This is a genomic window from Streptomyces sp. PKA51 (assembly GCF_057552455.1).
The window spans coordinates 380675-398973 of record NZ_BAAJPZ010000004.1; the positions used below are offsets into that span (position 1 = coordinate 380675).

Annotated in this window: 10 protein-coding genes, 1 tRNA gene and 2 pseudogenes; 4 read left to right on the top strand and 9 right to left on the bottom strand. The window is 73.7% G+C overall.

Annotated features, from left to right (window positions below):
• Positions 1-22 precede the first annotated feature (22 nt).
• From AC27L3_RS08900 to AC27L3_RS08910, 3 genes are all read right to left on the bottom strand, one after another.
• The gene (locus tag AC27L3_RS08900; protein ID WP_487233439.1) at positions 23-2236 is read right to left on the bottom strand and encodes a BTAD domain-containing putative transcriptional regulator; all 2214 of its coding nucleotides are present in this window, start codon (positions 2234-2236) and stop codon (positions 23-25) included.
• Positions 2237-2588: 352 nt separating this feature from the next.
• Positions 2589-4052 (bottom strand): aminopeptidase P family protein, encoded by a 1464-nt coding sequence (locus AC27L3_RS08905; protein WP_487233440.1) that lies wholly within the window; start codon positions 4050-4052, stop codon positions 2589-2591.
• Positions 4053-4165: 113 nt separating this feature from the next.
• Positions 4166-5674, bottom strand: a complete 1509-nt coding sequence (locus AC27L3_RS08910) for a PP2C family protein-serine/threonine phosphatase (protein ID WP_487233441.1) — start codon at positions 5672-5674, stop codon at positions 4166-4168.
• A gap of 896 nt (positions 5675-6570) precedes the next feature.
• On the opposite strand from AC27L3_RS08910, the gene AC27L3_RS08915 reads away from it, so the two are divergent.
• Together AC27L3_RS08915 and AC27L3_RS08920 are read left to right on the top strand one after the other, a co-directional pair.
• Positions 6571-7293 (top strand): bifunctional DNA primase/polymerase, encoded by a 723-nt coding sequence (locus tag AC27L3_RS08915; protein ID WP_487233442.1) that lies wholly within the window; start codon positions 6571-6573, stop codon positions 7291-7293.
• A gap of 287 nt (positions 7294-7580) precedes the next feature.
• On the top strand, positions 7581-8300 hold the full coding sequence (locus AC27L3_RS08920; RefSeq protein WP_487233443.1) for a hypothetical protein: 720 nt from the start codon (positions 7581-7583) through the stop codon (positions 8298-8300).
• Positions 8301-9477: 1177 nt separating this feature from the next.
• Here the strand turns inward: AC27L3_RS08920 and AC27L3_RS08925 are convergent.
• From AC27L3_RS08925 to AC27L3_RS08935, 3 genes and pseudogenes are all read right to left on the bottom strand, one after another.
• The gene (locus AC27L3_RS08925) at positions 9478-10446 is read right to left on the bottom strand and encodes a DUF5926 family protein (protein WP_487233444.1); all 969 of its coding nucleotides are present in this window, start codon (positions 10444-10446) and stop codon (positions 9478-9480) included.
• A gap of 447 nt (positions 10447-10893) precedes the next feature.
• Positions 10894-11451: pseudogene (locus AC27L3_RS08930) on the bottom strand (ATP-binding protein); the annotation flags it as partial.
• A 12-nt stretch (positions 11452-11463) separates the two neighbouring features.
• On the bottom strand, positions 11464-12285 hold the full coding sequence (locus tag AC27L3_RS08935) for a glycerophosphodiester phosphodiesterase (RefSeq protein WP_487233445.1): 822 nt from the start codon (positions 12283-12285) through the stop codon (positions 11464-11466).
• A 206-nt stretch (positions 12286-12491) separates the two neighbouring features.
• Here AC27L3_RS08935 and AC27L3_RS08940 point away from each other — a divergent pair, with 206 nt between their 5' ends.
• Complete coding sequence (locus AC27L3_RS08940; RefSeq protein ID WP_487233446.1) at positions 12492-13940, top strand: S1C family serine protease; 1449 nt, start codon at positions 12492-12494, stop codon at positions 13938-13940.
• A 49-nt stretch (positions 13941-13989) separates the two neighbouring features.
• Positions 13990-14076 (top strand) — tRNA-Ser (locus AC27L3_RS08945).
• Positions 14077-14180: 104 nt separating this feature from the next.
• On the opposite strand, the gene AC27L3_RS08950 is transcribed toward AC27L3_RS08945, so the two are convergent.
• The 3 genes and pseudogenes from AC27L3_RS08950 to AC27L3_RS08960 all read right to left on the bottom strand — a co-directional run bounded on the left by AC27L3_RS08950 (position 14181) and on the right by AC27L3_RS08960 (position 18298).
• Entirely contained in the window at positions 14181-16169 is a 1989-nt protein-coding gene (locus tag AC27L3_RS08950; protein ID WP_487233447.1) for a tetratricopeptide repeat protein, read from the bottom strand.
• Positions 16170-17006: 837 nt separating this feature from the next.
• A pseudogene (locus AC27L3_RS08955) lies at positions 17007-17281 on the bottom strand (transposase); the annotation flags it as partial.
• A 105-nt stretch (positions 17282-17386) separates the two neighbouring features.
• Positions 17387-18298, bottom strand: a complete 912-nt coding sequence (locus tag AC27L3_RS08960) for an SGNH/GDSL hydrolase family protein (protein ID WP_487233448.1) — start codon at positions 18296-18298, stop codon at positions 17387-17389.
• Between the last annotated feature and the right edge of the window lies 1 nt (position 18299).

An 18299-nucleotide genomic window follows, 5' to 3' on the forward strand; every position in this document is an offset into this window, starting at 1 on the left:
CGAGGATCTCCGACCGTCCGCATCACATGGTCGAGGACCGGACCACCCGGAGGTGACCGGCATCGTCGTTCTTCACCAGGACCCGCGCATAGCGCCGCAGCAGGTCGGGCATGCGGAAGCAGCCGTGGGCGTACTCCTGCACCAGGCTCGCGTCGACGAGGGCGCGCAGCATGCGGATCGCCTCGCACGGCGTCATCCGCGCCCGCTCGGCCATGGTGAGTGCAGTGACGTTTCCGCTGTCGGTCGTGGCCACCAGGCGGAAGAAGCGCCGCACCGGCTCCGGCAGTGCCCTGTACGACAGTTCGAAGGTCGCCTCGATCGAGGAGAGCCGGTCCCCCTCGACCCGCAGGCCCCGCACCGGGCCGTCGCCGAGCTCCGAGCAGTACGCGGCGAGACCGACGCCGGGGTTCTCGGCGAGGTGGGCGGCGACGATGCGGATCGCCAGCGGCAGCCCCCCGCAGTACTGCACGAGCTCCGCGGCGGCCTGCGGCTCGGCCTCGGTGCGCGCCCGCCCCAGCAGCCGGGTGAGCAGCACCAGGGCCTCGTCCGGGCCGAGCGCGTCCAGGCCGATGCGGCGGATCCCCTCCCGGGCCACGAGCCCGGAGAGCGTGTTGCGGCTCGTGACGAGGACGGCGCACTCGGCGTTGCCGGGGATCAGGGGGCGTACCTGCTCGGCCGTGCCGGCGTTGTCGAGGACGATCAGCACCCGCCGGCCGGAGAGCAGGGTGCGGTAGGTGTTCGCCGCCTCGTCGGGGGCGGTGGGCAGGCGATGGTCCGCGACGCCGAGGGCCCGCAGGAACAGCGTCAGGGCCGCGGCGGCCGGCAGCGGCGGCCGGACGGAGTGGCCGTGCAGGTCGACGTACAGCTGGCCGTCCGGGAAGCGCTCGCGGACGCGGTGGGCCCAGCGCAGGGCCAGCGCCGTCTTGCCCACGCCGGGGAGCCCGGTGAGGAGGGCGACCGGCACCTGTCCGTGCCACTCGCCGGGGGAGAGGAGCAGCCGGTCCAGCTGCCGGGTCTCCGCGGCGCGACCCACGTGGATGCGGGCCTCGCCGGGCAGTTGGGAGGGTTTGCAGGCCGGCGGCGCCGAGGGAGGGTGGCGCGGCGGCACGGGGGCGGGCCGTTCGCCGCGTCCGGACAGGCGGGCCAGCCACTCGCCGCGCGGCCAGGGCAGCTCCTGGCGCAGCACCTGCAGGTGGGCGCGGCGGATCTCGTCGCCGGGGGCGATGCCGAGCTCCCGGTCGAGCCGGTGGGTGACCTCGGTGAAGACCTTCAGCGCCGCGGATTGCTCGCCGCAGCTGGCCAGGGCCACCATGAGGCGGGCCTGCAGCCCTTCGTGCAGGGGTTCCTGCTCGGCGACCAGGCGCAGCGGGTGCACCACCTGTTCGGGGCGCCGCAGTTCCATGGCGAGGTCGGCGTACAGCAGGAGGCTGTCGATGCGCCGCTTGGCGGCGGCCGTGGCGGCCGGGTCCTGGGTCAGCAGGGGTTCGTCCGACAGCAGGGGGCCGCGCCAGCAGCGGTAGGCGCGGCCGGCCAGGTCGTGGGCGGCTGCGGTGTCCCCGGCAGCGCGGGCCTGCCGGGCCCGGGCGGAGAGGTCCTCGAAGCGGGTGAGGTCGACCTGGTCCCGCTCGACGCACAGCGCGTAGCCGGTGTGGGTGCGTGCCAGGTAGGAGGCGGCCGGGGCGGCGGGCCCGGCGCCGGGCGGCAGCAGGAGCCGGCGCACCTGGCCGACGTAGGTGTGGATCAGGCCCTGGTACGAGGGGGGCGGGTCGGTGGGCCACAGGGCCCGGGTGATCTCGCCGAGGCCGACCGGTTGCGGGTGGTGCAGGGCCAGCAGGGCCAGTAATCGCCGGGGTTTGGCGGCGCTGACGTCCAGTTCGGTGCCGCCGAGGCTGATGCGCAGCGGGCCGAGGATGCCGATGCGCAGCCGGTCGTCCGGCGGATGGGCCTCGGGGTCCGCGTCCGTGCCGGGGTCCGTGCCCGTGCCCGCCCGGCGGACCTCCTCCGGGTCGAGGCCGAGGCATTCCATCAGGCGCTGCAGGGTCCTGGTCTGCGGTTGCTGCACGCGGCCCTGCTCGATGTCGCGCAGGGCCCGCACGCTCAGGCCGGACTTCTCGGCGAGTTCGCGCTGGGTGAGCCCGGCGCGCCCCCGGTACCAGCGCAGCTGGTCCCCGAAGGTTCCGGTTCCGCCGGGCCGGTGGCGGCTGGTGGCTGTCGTCCCATTCCGATGGATCGGCATCGTCCCCCCTAGGAGCGGAAGTCGCAGTCGTGCCGTACGGGTTGAACGCGCGGGAGAAGGGGCGGGTTCGACCGGGCCCGCCGCGCCGGTCACGCGGGGCGTGGCCGTGCGGTGCTTCGAGGGAGGAAGCGAGTGAGTGGGGCGAACTGTGCCGTGGTTCCGCGCAGAATGACAGCCCCCATTCCCCCCGAGCTTTCGATTAACGGTACGGTCGTGCGATTTGCTTGGCAATCAACATGCAACGATTCCTTCGGGATTGCAGCACCCGCCGAACGCCGCGGACCGGGGGCCACCGTACGGTGGGTCCCCCGGTCCGCCGGGTTGTCGCCGCAGGTCGCGGCGCTGTGCCGGGTCAGCCCTTGAGGGCGGCCATCCACGCCTCGACGTCGGCGGAGGTGCGCGGCAGGCCGGCCGAGAGATTCCGGTTGCCGTCCTCGGTGACCAGGATGTCGTCCTCGATGCGCACGCCGATGCCGCGGTACTCCGCGGGCACGCTCAGGTCGTCGGCCTGGAAGTACAGGCCGGGCTCGACGGTGAGCACCATGCCGGGCTCCAGCACGCCGTCGACGTAGGTCTCGGTGCGGGCGACCGCGCAGTCGTGGACGTCCAGGCCGAGCATGTGGCCGGTGCCGTGCAGGGTCCAGCGGCGCTGCAGGCCGAGCTCCAGGACGCGCTCGACCGGGCCCTCGACCAGGCCCCACTCGACGAGCTTCGTCGCGAGGACGTGCTGGGCGGCGTCGTGGAAGTCGCGGTACTTCGCGCCGGGCCGGACCGCCGCGATACCGGCCTCCTGGGCCTCGTACACCGCGTCGTAGATCTTCCGCTGCAGGTCGGTGTACGTGCCGCTGATCGGCAGCGTGCGGGTGACGTCGGCGGTGTAGAGGGTGTGGGTCTCCACGCCGGCGTCGAGCAGGAGCAGGTCGCCGGAGCGGACGGGGCCGTCGTTGCGCACCCAGTGCAGGGTGGTCGCGTGCGGGCCGGCGGCGCATATGGAGCCGTAGCCGACGTCGTTGCCCTCGACGCGGGCGCGCAGGAAGAACGTTCCCTCGATGTAGCGCTCGCTGGTCGCCTCGGCCTTGTCGAGCACCTTCACGACGTCCTCGAAGCCGCGGACGGTGGAGTCGACGGCCTTCTGCAGCTCGCCGATCTCGAAGGCGTCCTTCACCAGGCGCTGCTCGCTGACGAAGACGCGCAGCTCCTCGTCGCGCTCGGCGTCGGCCAGGCCGTCGAGGGCCGCCTCGATGCCGGCGTCGTGGCCGCGCACGACACGGACCGGGCCGGTGCCGGCGCGCAGCGCGTCGGGCAGCTCGCGCACGTCCGCCGCGGGCAGGCCCAGCAGCCGCTCGGCCTCGGTGAGGCTGTGGCGGCGGCCGACCCACAGCTCGCCGTCGCGGCCGTCCAGCCAGAACTCGCCGTTCCCGCGGTCGGAGCGGGGCAGCAGGTAGACGGTGGCGGTGTGGCCCTGCTCACCGGCCGGCTCCAGGACGAGGACGCCGTCGTGGGTCTGGTCACCGGTGAGGTACACGTACTCCGTCGCGGCGCGGAACGGGTACTCGGTGTCGTTCGAGCGGGTCAGCAGGTTGCCGGCCGGGATCACCAGGCGCTCGCCCGGGAAGCGGGCGGACAGCTCCGCGCGGCGGCGGGCGGTCTCGGCGGCCTGGGGGATCGGCTGCAGGTCGTGCAGCTCGGTGTCGGCCCAGCCGGACGTCATGTTGGCGGCAAGCTCGTCGGAGACGGCCGGGTAGAGGCCGTTCTTCCGCTGCTTGATGGGCTGCTCATCGCCCTCGGGGTTCTCGGGCGCGGGCTGCTCGGTCACTGCAATTCCTCCTCGGCGGGGCGCTCACCTCGACCGTTCACATCGTATGTGCGCAGGAATGTGCCGGAGAAGGGACCGAGGACCCGGTACGCAGCGCTGCCGTCCGGCTCCGCTCAGTCGAAGTGGGCCACCAGCAGGACCGTGTCGTCGGCCGCTGCGCCCCCCGCCGGGCCGGCCGCGTCCTTCGGCAGGACCGCCCGCAGGACGTGGTCGGCCACGGCCTCCGGGTCGTGCCGGGCCGCGCGGGGCACACTGGCGGCCGCCCGGTGCAGCCGGGCGAAGGCCCGGTCGGCGCTGCCGCCGGCGCGGCGCAGCAGCCCGTCGCTGTAGAAGAGGAGCGTTTCTCCGGGCGCCGGTTCGATCTCCACGCTGGGCGCCTCCCAGCAGGCGAGCATGCCCAGCGGTGCCGACAGCGTCGTGTCCACGTACTCCACCCGCCCGTCGCCGACGATCAGCGGGGCGCAGTGCCCGGCCCCGGCGACCACGACCTTGCGCTCGGCGGGCTCGCAGTACGCGAACAGGGCCGTGGCCGTGCGGTGCGGCTCGGTCAGGCGCAGCAGCAGTTCGAGGTCGGAGAGCACGGCGACCGGGTCCTCGCCCTCCATGACGGCGTACGCGCGCAGGGAGGCCCGCAACCGGCCCATCGCGGCGATCGCGCCGGGCCCGGAGTCGGTGACCGCACCGATGGCCAGGCCCAGCGCGCCCTCGGGCAGCGGCAGCGCGTCGTACCAGGCGCCGCCGCCGTCCGCCCCGGGGTGGTGCCGGACGGCGAGCCGGACCCCGGGCACCCGCGGCAGCCGGCGCGGGAGCAGCTCCTCGCGCAGGGCGGCCAGGGTCTGCCGGGCGTGGTCGAGCTCGATGAGCCGCGCCAGGTGCTCGGTGGCGTAGCCGCAGTACAGGCCGGCCAGGTGCCGCTGGCGCTCGTCGGGCTCGGCCGGTTCGTCGTACAGCCACACGGCGCCGCCGATGCGGCCCGCGCCGGCGGCCGCGGGCCCGCTGCGGCCCGCGGCGGACTCCAGCGGCAGGGCGTAGCTGGCGGCGTAGCCGAGCCGGGCCGCGACCTCGCGGTGGCGGGGGTCGAGGCCGCTGTCGTGCGGGATGTCGGGGTGGGCGGTGCCGCTCCGGTCGCCGAGGGGCGGCAGGTCGTCGAGGAGGCCGGCGTACGGCCCGCCGGAGCCTTCCGGTTCGCCGGAGCCCTGCGGTCCGCCGGCGGGGAGGGTCTCGATGTGGCCGAGGTCGGCGTGGCCGAGGCCCAGGCCCACGGTGACCGGGTGGCCGTGGGCGGCGGCGGGGTGGAGGGTGACCAGGCCGCGGCCGGCGCCGACGAGCGAGGCGCCCGCGCGCAGCAGTTCGCCGAGGGCGTCCTCGACACCGGCCGTGCGGCTCAGGCGTTCGGTCAGCTCCTGCAGCGTGGTCAGGTCGGAGACCCAGCCGGCGAGGCGGTCCTGGACCGCGCGGGCGGGCGAGGGGCCGGCGGGGCCGTCCGCCGGGGGCCCCTGGGCGGGCGGCGCGCCCGGCTCGGGGGCGGCGGGGGGACCGGGCACCGCGGGGGAGGAAGTGTGCGCGGGGGCAGGGGCCGGTGGATTGATTCCGGCCACTTTCGGCGGGTGGGGCGTGGTCATGGCGGCCCGCCTCGGCCGGGCCGTCGCGGGCCCGCTCGGTCCCCGGCCGGCGCGGGGCTCGCGGGCACCCCGGCGGCCCCGCTCGACCAGCGGGTTGGCCTGTGCTTTCGGGGCAACGGCACCGCACACCCCCTGACGTGTCGCGCGCTGTGGGTGCTCCACATGTACACGCCCGGGCAAGGGCATGTCCAGCATTGGACCAGTGGGATTGGTGGTGTCTGATGAGGTTTCGCGGCCGGTCGGGGACACAGGGAGTTTGGCCGGAAAATGTGGCCGGGGCCCGTCCATTGCGGTCGACTGATCCCGCTCCGACGGCGCGTCGCACCCACCCCGGTGGGTACGTACTCGAAAGAAGGGCAAGCGGCAGTCGGGACCGCCCCGCAACCCGGTGGCGGGCCCGAGCGTCTTATCGGTCGACGGCCACGCCCGTCCCCGGGCGGCACGGGGCGACCCGCGCCGCGGGCGAGGGGCGCACCGGCTCAGCACGAAGCGCCATGCGCGCGCCACCCCCCGCCAGGTTTTCCGCTTGGCCCGCGGTGTGATGCGCTGCGTTGTACGCAGTGACCCGTGATCCACGTGGTGTGCCGGCCGAGGGGTCGCGGCGCGTTGAGTACCGCGCCGAGCAGTGCCCGTAGTGCCATATGTAGTCCCCATGGGCTCCAGGGGGCTATAGCAGTCCCAGGAAGCTGTTGCAGTCCCATGCAGTCCCCCGCAGTCCCTGCAATGCAGTTCCCCGCAGTTCACGCAGTGCCTTTGCAGTCTTGCGATTCCTGCAGTCCCTGCGGTGCATGCCGTTCACTCAGGTGCATGTGCATGTGCCCCACGGTCCCGGCCGTGCCCCGGCCGCGGACCGACCTTCGGCGTTCACGGACGTTCACGGAAAGGAACGAGCGCTCATGCGCGAGATCCTCGGAAGGCGACGCAAGCTCTCCCTGCGCCGGGCCGGCCGGTCCGCGGTGCTGACCGCGGCCCTGACCTATGCCACGGAGTGGCAGTGGCCGGTGGTGCCCGGCGTCGGGCTGCGGCCCGGCCGCCTGCGCGAGTGCGGCTGCCCCGACCCCGAGTGCGCCCACCCCGGCGCCCACCCCTTCGACCCCGGGCTGCTGGCCGCGACCACCGACGCCCGGATGGTCCGCTGGTGGTGGACCAACCGCCCGGAGGCCCCCGTCGTGCTGGCCACCGGGGGCCGGGCCCCCTGCGCGGTGAGCCTGCCGGCCGTCGCCGGCGCCCGGGCACTGGCCGCCCTGGACCGGGCGGGCGTACGGGTCGGCCCGGTCGTCGCCACCCCCACCCGCTGGGTGCTGCTGGTCGCCCCGTACTCCCTGGAGGCGCTCGGCGAGCTGCTGCACCGCCAGGACTGGGTGCCCGGCTCGCTGCGCTTCCACGGCGAGGGCGGCTACACCGTGCTGCCGCCCTCGCCGACGGGCGCGGGCCAGGTCCGCTGGGAGCGCGCCCCGCGCCCGGCGGCACCGGCCCCGGCCCGTGCGGGCCGCGGCGGCGGGCGGCGCCGCCCGGCGGAACCGGCCCGGCCCTGGCTGCCCGACGTGGCCACGCTCGTCGACGTGCTGGTCGAACAGTGCGCCGGCACCGGCGGGGACAGCACCCGGCTCGCCCACTGACGGGCGCCGGGCCGCTGCCCGGCGCGGGCGGGAGCGGAGGAGCGCGTACGGACGGGAGACGCACGCGCTGCCCCACCCACCCGGGACGGGCCGCGAACCGGCGCTCACTCTTTTGGGTGTAAGCCACCCGGAGAAACGCGGGAAACGGGCGCGCGGCGCGGCGAAGAGCCCCTTCCTGCCCGTATGTTCGGGGTTCCGGACCGGATCCGGGCGCCGCGACAGCGAGGGCGCCGCCGGGCCGGCGGGGCCGCTCGGCCCCCACCCCTCCTTACGTTCCGTTCCCCGCGGTGGCGCGCGAGCGCGTGCCCCGCGGCGAGTTGCAGGTGATCCTCATGGTGCGTGCCTCCAGCCTTCCCGGCCCCTCCGGGCAGCGCGCGGCGAATTTCCGGATGATCGCGCTGGCGAGCGCGGTGGTACTGGCCGTGGTGCTGCCGCTGGCAGTCGCCACGGCCGGGCCGGCGGGACGGGCGAAGGAGCGCGCCGGGCGGGCCCCGCAGGGCCGCCCCGGCTCCGGCACCGGCCCGGCGGCCCGCGCTGCCGCCCTGCGGCCGATGGGCGGGGCACGGGGTGCGGGCGCGGAACACCCCGGCGGTGCGGACGGCTGGGACGACCCGGCCCTCGGCCTGTCGGCGATGCCCGGCCTCGCGGGCCCGGCGGCCGGAGCCGCCGGAGTGGCGCGGTGCGGCCCCGAACTCACCTCCCCCGAGGGGGTGGAGGCGCAGACCTGCGTCCTCGGGCAGGATCGGGAGACGTGGGGACGCACGTACTACCGCAACGCCACCGGCGCCCCGCTGACGGGCGTGCTCAGCCTGATGTCCCCCGACGGCCGGACCGTGCAGGTGAACTGCCGCCTGACCGCAACCGATGATCCGGACATGTGCGAGACCCCCCACCGGGCGACCGTGCGGGGACATGGCTCGTATGCAGCGGTTGCGGAGATCGCCTCGACCGAAGGGAAGCTCCTGCTCCGCTCCGGCAGCAACTCTCCGGAGGACGATGCGGGTTGATCACCGGGCGGCCCGGCGGGCCGCGGGGAGGGGCGCGCGGGGGCATTGTCGGTGCCGTTCCGGCGAGTCCGCGCCCCGTCGCGAGGCCCGCGCAGGGGGCGTGGGACCGGCCGTACGCGCCGCCGGCGGCGCCGCCCCCGAGCGGGGCTCCCGCGCATGACCTGCGGCTTCGGCAGGGCGATGAGCTGGACGGAGGGGCCGGGGGGCACAGGGGCCGCATCCCTCGGCGGCACGGCCGGGCGGGGAACGGATGTCCAGGGCGCCGGTACCGCGGCCGGACTGCGGCCGAAGGCGCCGAACCGGCGCCGGGCATGGAAACGCCCGGTCGCTGGCGACGGGGGATGCACCAGCGACCGGGCTCCTAGAACGGTAACAAGAGATCCGCGGTTCGCAAATTCGATCGTGGATTTCCGGACGCCGATTTGCCGGTCAGCGGCGGGAGTTGTGACAGGAGTCACGCCTTCCGGCCACGGAACCGCCCGCTCCGGACGCCGGAAAGCGCCCCATCCGCCCGCCTTCGAGGAAGCGGCCGGTGAGGGGCGGGGGGCCGACGGGTGTCCGAATGCCTCCGGGAGGCCCTTCGGATGACCCTTCGGATGGCCCTTCGAGCGATCACCCGGAAGGCCGCCCGGAGTCCCGAATTCCATGATCGGCGGCCGTGGCACGGCCGCTTGATCGACTGTCACGGACTACGTGATCACCCGTCACCGGCCGCGCGGCGGGATCGCCGAGGGCGCCCAGGACGCCCGGGCCGGCTGCCGCAGACCTAGGCCGTGCCCGGCGGATCATGCAGCGCCCCGTCTGCGGGCGCGTGGTGGCTTGTCGCGCAGTTCCCCGCGCCCGTACGGGCGCCCCGTCAGGGGCGCGGGGAACTGCGCGATCGGCCACTGACGGCCCGCAGCCGACGCGCCACCCCGGGGCCCGGGCGCAGCACGGCACCCCTATGGGGTCGCCGTGGGCTGGTGCAGTGCCCCGTCAGGGGCGCGGGGAACTGCGCGATCGGCCACCGACGGCCCGCAGCCGACGCGCCACCCCGACGCCCGGGCGTAGCACGGCACCCCGTCGGCGGGCGCGTGGTGGCAGCCGCGGATCGACACCGCCCCGCGCCCCCGTGGGGCGCCGCATGATCCGCCGGACAGGCTCTGGCGATCGGCTGGCGGGGACGCCCGACCGGCTGTCAGTTGAGCGTGACCTGACGGCTCGTGAGGCCGCCGCGGGCGCGGCGCTCGTCGGCGGTCAGCGGGCTGTCGTCGGCGAGCGCGGCGGCGAGCCGCTCCGCGAGGGCCGCCGCCGGCTTCTCGGTCTCCGCCGCACCCATCGTGCTCGGCAGGTCCCACACCGGCACGGTCAGCCCGTGCGCCCGGAACGAGCCGACCAGGCGGGTGCCCTCGCCCAGCGAGCTCGTGCCGGCGGCGTGCAGCCGGGCCAGGGCGTCGAGCAGCCGCTCCTCGGGCGCGGTCATGACCCAGCGCAGGTGGTTCTTCTCCGGCGTCTCGCACCAGTACGCGGCGTCCAGGCCGGCCAGGCGGACGGTGGGGATCGCGGCGGCGTTGGCCCGCTCGAGAGAGGCGGCGACCTCGCCGGTGGCGTTCTCGGCGTTCTCGACCCAGAACTCGAAGCCCGTGTGCACCTGCGGCTCGAACGGCGCCTCGGTGTCCAGCAGGTCCTGCAGGCGCGGCCCGTCGGCGGCGGCCCGGCCGGCGGCGACGGGCGTGCCGGGCTCGGCCGTCAGCGCCCGCTGCAGGGTGTCGGCGAGGTCGCGGCTGAGGTCGCCGGTGGCGGTGTCGTTCTGCAGGCCGAGCAGCACGGCGCCGTTGTCGCGGCGCAGCGCGGGCCAGGCCATCGGCAGCACGGTGGCCAGCGTCACCGACGGCACGCCCTCGGGCAGCCCGCCCTTCAGGCGGAGTTCCACGGTCGCGGCCGGGACCAGCTCGCGCAGGGCCACCCAGTCGGCCTCGCCCGGCAGTCCCTCGAACGGTCGCTGCACCAGCTCGACGGCGGCGTGCGAGGCCTCGCGGCCGTGGCAGGCCTTGTAGCGCCGGCCCGAGCCGCAGGGGCAGGGCTCACGGGCGCCGACGACGGGGACCGGGGTGTTGCCGGTCCGAGGCTGGGCGGCCTGGGTCTGGGGGCGGCGCTTCTTGGCCATGCGTGCGTGTCTCCCGATCGGTGCGTCCGGCGTGGGCGCGCGGTGCGGTCGTGCCCCGGGGCGTCGTCGTGCCCCGCGGCGTTTCCGCCTTGCGGCGCGAGCCTAGCGCCAGGCGCGGCCGCGGCCGCCGGGCACGCGCGGGAGGGGCGGCGCGCCGGGCGGTACGGGCGTCGGGCGGGTACGGGCGCAGGGCGTCGGGCACCGGCGTCAGGCCGGCTCGTCCAGATCGGCGTAGGCGTCGACGAGGGAGTCGGTGAGCGAATCGGTGAGCGGATCGGCAAGGGGACCGGTCACGGAGCCGTTCAGCGAGCCGTTCAGCGAGCCGTTCAGGGAGCCGTTCAGGGAGCCGTTCAGGGAGTCCGTCAGCGGGTCGGCGAAAGGGGTCGGCGGCACAGGGTCGACGCGCGTAGCACGACCCGGGTGCGAGGACAGTGCCGCCTGTGCGGAGAGCGCGGCCCACACCGTCACCTCGCCGAGGGCGTCGCGCACGCCCCAGTCCTGGGAGAGGGCGCTGATGATGTTCAGGCCCCGGCCGCCCCGCGCAGTCACCGAGGGCGTGGCCGGAAAGGGGCGGGTCGGGCCGCCGCCGTCGGTCACCTCGACGGTGAGCCGGCCGCGGGCGTCGACGCGCCAGGCGGCGAGGACGCCGCCGTCCGCCTCCTCGGAGCCGTTCACCCGGCTCAGCGGGCGCCCGTGCCGGTACGCGTTGCTGAGCAGCTCGGAAAGGATCAGTACCGCGTCGTCGATGACCGTTTCCGGTACCCCGCTGGTGCGCAGTTCGCTGCGCATCCGGTGTCTCGCCCGACCCACACCGGCTGGACCATGGGGTACGGCCATGATCGACGACGTGGGCACCTCCTGTGCCACCACCAACGCCACCCCCGAGACCTCCTTTGCCCCACGTCAGGGGATGAATGCCCCAATGGACTGGACCGGAAACCGGCCAACCTCCGGCCGAAGGGAGCACTCGCGCGGCCTTCTTACGCACCGAACGCGCCGGTGCACACCCCGTAATGCCTAGCGTCGGCCCAGCTGGGTCAGTACGGCGCGGGGCCGGTTGGTGATGAGGGCCTCCACGCCCAGGCGGGCGCACAGCTCGACGTCCTCGGGCTCGTCCACCGTCCACACGTGGACCGCGTTGCCCGCGCGGTGCAGCCGGGCGACGTACTCGGGGTGGTTGCGGACGATCCGGATGCTCGGACCGGCGATGCGCACGCCCTGGGGGAGCCGTCCGTCGCGCAGGCGCGGCGAGAGGAACTGCATCAGGTAGACGGTGGGCAGCAGCGGTGCGGCCGCCTGCACCCGGTGCAGGGAGCGGGCCGAGAAGCTCATCACCCGCACGGCGGAGGGTTCGTCCGGCGGCGGCTCGGTCAGGCCGAAGCGGGTGAGGAGGGTCAGGAGCGCCTCCTCCACCCGGCCCGCCCAGCGTGTGGGGTGCTTGGTCTCGATGGCCAGCTCGATGCGGCGGCCCGAGTCGACGACCAGCTCCAGCAGCCGTTCCAGGGTGAGCACGGAGGTGCGGTCGTGGTCGGCCCCGTCCTCCGGGTTGCGGTCGGGCGCCTCGGTCTCGCCGGCCGGCGCCTTCCAGGAGCCGAAGTCCAGGGTGGCGAGATCGGCCAGCTCCAGCGTCGAGACGGCGCCGCGGCCGTTGGAGGTGCGGTTGACCCGGCGGTCGTGCACGCACACCAGGTGCCCGTCGGCCGTCAGGCGTACGTCGCACTCCAAGGCGTCCGCGCCGTCCTCGATGGCCTTGCGGTAGGCGGCGAGGGTGTGTTCCGGCGCGTCGTCGGACGCTCCGCGGTGGGCGACGACGTCGAGGGGGTGGCGCGCAGGGGTCACCGCGTTATGGTGCCACTGCCTGGCACAATCGCGCATGGGGTCCCATTTGTCGGCAGGTAAGGACCTCCACGGACGTCACAGGCTCCGTTTACGGCGGTCTGACGTGCGATGGGAAAGGCTGTTACCGGACACGCTGTACTGACGTGCACCTGATGGGTGGGACCATCCGGCGGTCCGTCCGACGATCACCGATGGAGGAGACGACTGTGAGCACCGAGAACGAGGGCGCCGCCGTTCCGCCCGCGGCCCAGCCGCGGCCGGAGTCTCCGACGTCCCCGCCCCCGGCCGCCCCGCCCGCCGGCGAGGGTACGACCGAGCTCCCGCCGGTACCGCAGACGCCCCCGGCCCCGGCCCAGGCCCCGACCCCGACCTCGGCCCCGGCCGGCCAGCCGGACGCCGCCGCCACGCACACCGCCACCGGCGTCCCCCTCGACGCAGCCCCGGCCGCCGGCGGCGGTTGGTACGGCGGTGCCGACGCGCCGCCCCCCTACCAGGCGAACGCCCCCTGGGGCGCCCCCGTCCCGCCGCCCAAGCGCGGCCGCGCCGGCGGCCTCGTGGCCGCCGTGCTCGCCGCGGCCCTCGTCGCGGGCGGCATCGGCGGCGGCATCGGCTACTGGGCGGCGCAGCACAGCGGCGACAACTCCACCACCGTCTCCTCCTCCGGCGACCCCAAGACCGAGAGCCGTACGCCCGGTTCCGTCGCCGACATCGCCAGCAAGGCCCTGCCCAGCGTCGTCACCATCGAGGCACAGGGCAACAACGGCGAGGGCGGCACCGGCACCGGCTTCGTCTACGACAAGCAGGGCCACATCCTCACCAACAACCACGTCGTCGCCTCGGCCGCCGACAGCGGCAAGCTGTCCGTGACCTTCTCCGACGGCAAGTCCTACGACGCCGAGGTGCTCGGCCGCGCCCAGGGCTACGACGTCGCCGTCATCAAGCTGAAGAACCCCTCCGGCGCCAAGCTCAACCCCCTCCCGCTCGGCGACTCCGACAAGACCGCCGTCGGCGACGCCACCGTCGCCATCGGCGCCCCCTTCGGGCTCTCCGGCACGGTCACCACCGGCATCGTCAGCGCCAAGAAGCGCCCCGTCGCCTCCAGCGACGGCGGCGGCAGCGGCCAGGCCTCGTACATGAGCGCCCTGCAGACCGACGCCTCCATCAACCCCGGCAACTCCGGCGGCCCCCTGCTCAACGCCCAGGGCGCCGTCATCGGCATCAACTCCGCCATCCAGTCCGCCAACACCGGCGGCTTCGGCGGCCAGGGCCAGGCCGGCAGCATCGGCCTCGGCTTCGCCATCCCGATCAACCAGGCCAAGGGCGTCGCCGAGCAGCTCATCAAGGAGCGCACCCCGATCTACCCGGTCATCTCGGCGACCGTGAACATGAAGGACTCCGGCGGCGGCGCCCGCATCGCCCCCAACGCCGGCGGCGGCGCCCCCTCCGTCACCCCGGGCGGCCCGGCCGACAAGGCCGGCCTCAAGCCGGGCGACGTGATCACCAAGCTGGACGACACCCAGATCGACAGCGGCCCCACCCTGATCAGCGAGATCTGGACCCACAAGCCCGGCGACAAGGTCACCGTCACTTACGTCCGCGACGGCAAGACGGCCACGACCCAGATCGTCCTGGGCGAACGCCGCGGCGACAACTGACCCGCACCCGGTAGGCTACTCCCGCGTCGCCGCAGGCCGGCCGACGCGGGGAGGCTTGCCCGAGCGGCCTAAGGGAACGGTCTTGAAAACCGTCGTGGCAGCGATGTCACCGAGGGTTCAAATCCCTCAGCCTCCGCCGCATGCGCACCAGCGCAGCCAGAAGGGGTGCCCCGGTTTCGGTGCACCCCTTTTGCCTGCGGACTGTCCATGCGCCGGGCGCAGAGTGTTGCGCTGGTGCACTCAGCTTTCAGAAGAGGGTCCCTCACCGCGCCAGTAGGTGAGGGCGTGGCGGGCGGCCAAGGCATGAGGGTTCTCAGGGCTCAATACCCGCAGCATGTCCTCCAAGAGGTCCTTGAGGGCTTTCGCGGCTCCCGCGGCGTCTCCCGCTACCCCGCGCCAGTGGGCGAGGTCGTGGCGAGCAGCCAAGGTGTGGGGGTGGTCGGGGCCCAGCACCCGCACCTTGTCCTCCAGCAGTTCCTCCAGAGCTTCCACCGCGCCTATGGCGTCTCCTGTCATACCCCGACCATGGGCGAGGCCGTGACGAGTGGCCAGAGCGTCAGGGTGGTCGGGGCCGAGCAGCCGAAGCTCGTCGACCAGCAGTTCCTTGAGTGCTTCCACGGCTCCGGCGGCGTCTCCGGTTCTTCCCCGCCAGTGGGCGAGATTGTGGCGGGTGGCCAGGGTGTCGCGGTGGTCTGGGCCCAGCACCCGCACCTTGTCCTCCAAGAGCGCCTCCAGAGCTTCCACGGCTCCGGCGGCGTCTCCGGTTCTTCCCCGCCAGCGAGCGAGGCTGTGGCGGGTGGCCAGGGTGTCGCGGTGGTCTGGGCCCAGCACCCGCACCTTGTCCTCCAAGAGCGCCTCCAGAGCTTCCACCGCCCCCGCGGCGTCTCCGGATTTCGCGCGCCAGTGGGCGAGATTGTGGCGGGCGACCAGTGTGTCGGGGTGGCTCGGGCCCAGGTATTCACGGCATGTGTCCGCCAGGTGCATGAAGTACTCGGCTGCGGCGTGAGGTTGTCCGCCGCGGCCGAGACTCTCACCGGCCCGGGAGAGAACGAAATGGGCGTGTGGCTGGTAGAGGGCCCGCCCGATGCGTCGAGTGAGGATAGTGGTGTTAGCACGCAGCGCTTGCATGAGGGACGTGTCGCGTTCGATCTCGGGCCATGCTTCGAGCAGTGCATCCGCGCCGATACGCGCAATCTGACCGCGGTCGGCTGGAGCGAGCGTGTCGTGTGTGGTGCGCTGGACCAGCTGGTGGATGCGCAAGGCCTGGTGCGGCGTGTCGGGTACGTGGGTTGCGAGGCCGAGCCGGTGCAGGATCCGCAGGGTCTGGTACACGTGCTCGGAATCGACTGCGGCTTCTCGCTTGCGGCGCAGTCGGGCCAACGGCCGGCGGAATCGCAACGATGACTGTGGTGAACGGCGGGCGCGGTGGGCGGCGAGGTGGGTGCGCGCTGTGCGGGTTGTCAGGACCCTGTTCGGGATGCCGGCGGGGTCAAGGAACGCGGCCAGCTGCAGGAGGGGTCGAGCGAGACCAGCAGTGTGGTGATCAGCGCGTTCGATGGACAGCTGCCAGGTAGCGGCCACGGTGCGGGTCTGGTCGTCGGGCAGGGCGTCGGGGGCGAGTTCGGCGATGGCGCGGTCGGCCAGCAGGTTGCGGTAGGCGGCAGCTGGTATGTGGGTGTCGACCAGGTAGGCGGCGGCCTGGGCGAGGGCCAGCGGCAGGCGGCCCAGATCCTCGGCCAAAGCATCCAGGTCGGGGCCGGGGTCGTGACGAGCATGGGCCCCTAGGGCTTCGATGAGATAGGCGCGGGCCTGCGCTGGAGTGAAGGCTCCGACCTCGACAAGGCTGCGGCTGTTGGTGAGGGCGGCTTCACGCAGGCGAGTGGTGACCAAGGTGCGACCGTGGGAGCTCTCGGGCGGCCACAGTCCGTTCATCAGCTCCGTGGCAGCAGGGCCGACGGTGCTGCTCTCGGGCGTGGCGAGGTCGTCCAGGACGACAAGCCACCGTCTGTTGGTCGCGGCGAGCCAGCCGAGCAGCCGTTCGACCGCCCGCGGATCGTCCCGCTGCATGCCGAGGATGTCCTGGGCGGCGTCCAAGTAAGCGGTTTCGACTGCGTCCCGGGTGGCCGCGGTAATCCAGATCAGCAGGTCGATCCCACCCTGCTGCCACATGGCGTCGGCGTATTGGGCGGCGACCTGGGTCTTGCCGATCCCGCCGAGCCCTACCAGCACGTGGCACAGCCCGCCTGTGCCGCTCTGCCTGCCCGCTTCCTCGAGCAGACGGCCCTCCTCACGCGGTTGGAAACAGCCGGCCACTGGCGGCGGACGACCGATCCGCAGGGGCCAGACCACAGGAGGCCGAGGAGCAGCGACGTACAAGCCGAACGCCTGGCTTCCTTTGGTGGCGCTGACGTGTACGGCACGCGTGTGCAAGACCGACGATGGGTGAGGCGCAACTGTGGGGCCTAGAGAGGCGGGCGCCGGGCCGGTCAGCCCCCTTTCGGTCCCGGCTGATGAGGGTCCGATGTCGTCCGAACACCACCGTGGAACACCCCACCTGCGATCGAGCCCCCGCTGGCACGGATGGAAACATCTCTGCCGACGTTCAGCCCACCAGGCGCAGACATGCCTACCGTCGGTTTCGGGTCACCCAGTAGGGCGCGCAATTCCTCGGCGGCCCGCAGTTGTGCGGCTGTCCCCATGACTTCCAAGTGACGCTCGATCCGGGCCTGCCAGAACCCCGCTTCGCGAAGCCGTACCCTCTCGGCCTGGCCGGATGAGGTGGCCTGAAGGGCAGTACAGCTCCGATCCAGCTCTTCCAGCTCCTCGCCCTCGCGGCGGGTGTCACCTCGCCCGAACCAGCCGGCCACCGCTTGCCGCAGTCCGGCCCACGCCTCGGTACCCGCCGCTGTCACTACTGCGGTGCCACCAGCCGAGGCCAATGCGATCAGCCCCTCTTCCAACACCCAGGCCTCCCCATCGCGGACGTTGGCGAAAACATAGCCCCGCGCGGGCACACCCACACGGGCGCGTGGAAGCATGCATGCATCCACACCGAATGACCGCACCACCACCAGGGCGTGTCCAGCTGCGAATCTTGCGGGACGAGTAGCCTTTGTTCACCACGACCCGCGCCGGGCGGTGCAGGACTGGGCGCGGCCTCGCCGCACGATTCTGGTCCGGTCCATGGCTGGCTCGAACTGTGTGCAGTCGTTGGTGTTCCCTCCGGTGAGGAACGCCAGAGGGCGGCCACCGCCGTCGCAGGCCAGGTGGATCTCGATGGGCAGCCCGCCGCAGGACCGGCCGAGTGCCTCACCCGGCCAGAGCCTCCTCTTTCGCACCGCGGTGAAGTCCACGCCCGCTCTTCAGGAGGCTATGGCATTGAACGCCTGTCCTTTACCCAAGTGGAGCGTCCCGGGCCGCCGCCGTAGCGGCCCGGGGTGGGTGGGTCAGGAGCCGAAGATCAGGGTTTTGACGACTGCCAGGGCCATCGCGCGTTCGCCGTCGGCGTTGGGGTGGAGGGGGACGGCGGGGCGTTCGGGGCGGACGTAGAGGCCCTCGATGTAGCGTTCCTCGAAGGGGCGGCAGGCGTCGTGGTCGGCCGTGGTGGCGTTGGTGTTGACGTAGAGGGCGTCGTGGGCGACGGCCTGGCGGCGGAGCATGGCGTTCAGGTGGCGGATCACGCCGCGCAGGTAGGGGATGTCGCCGTCGGCGATGCGCAGGGAGGTGCGGCAGCCGGCGATGTCGTCGCCGATCACCGCGGGGTAGCCGACGACGGCGATTCGGGCGTGCGGGGCGCGCTGGTGGATGGCCTTGAGGATGTCGGCGACCTTCGGCGCGGTGTGCTCGATGCGCTGTTCCAGCTCGTCCGTGCCGTTGCGGGTGAAGTAGCGCTGGCAGGGGTTGTCGGTGGGGACGGGCTTGGGCCAGGCGTGGGAGCAGCGGAGGATGATCTCGCCGAAGCCGATGTCGTTGCCGCCGATGCCCAGGGTGACCAGGGTGGTGGAGGAGTCGATCGCGTCGAGCTGGGGTGTCGTTCCGGGGCGTCCCGGTTGCGGCCGCCACATGTCCTGGGTGACGGCGCCGCCGCAGCTGGCGTCCGTGAAGCGGGTGACACCCAGCCATTCCTTGAGGACGGAGGGGTAGTTGGCGTTCGAGCGGCCGCAGGTCACGTTCACCTGGGTGGGGATGGAGGGGCCCGAGGTGAAGGAGTCGCCCAGGGCGACGTAGTGGGCGCTCCGGAGGCCGGGCCCGGGGGCGGCGGTGGCGGTTGCGGGGGTGAGGAAGCCGGCGGCCAGGGCGGCGGCGGTGCCCAGGGCGGCCAGGGTTAATCGCAGTCTGCTGCGTGCGGTGCGGAGCATG

What these genes read in the sequence shown, in the direction of transcription:
- AC27L3_RS08900 (WP_487233439.1), bottom strand. Translation starts at nt 2,236, where the DNA reads ATGCCGATCCATCGGAATGGGACGACAGCCACCAGCCGCCACCGGCCC.
- AC27L3_RS08910 (WP_487233441.1), bottom strand. Translation starts at nt 5,674, where the DNA reads ATGACCACGCCCCACCCGCCGAAAGTGGCCGGAATCAATCCACCGGCC.
- AC27L3_RS08915 (WP_487233442.1), top strand. Translation starts at nt 6,571, where the DNA reads ATGCGCGAGATCCTCGGAAGGCGACGCAAGCTCTCCCTGCGCCGGGCC.
- AC27L3_RS08925 (WP_487233444.1), bottom strand. Translation starts at nt 10,446, where the DNA reads ATGGCCAAGAAGCGCCGCCCCCAGACCCAGGCCGCCCAGCCTCGGACC.
- AC27L3_RS08960 (WP_487233448.1), bottom strand. Translation starts at nt 18,298, where the DNA reads ATGCTCCGCACCGCACGCAGCAGACTGCGATTAACCCTGGCCGCCCTG.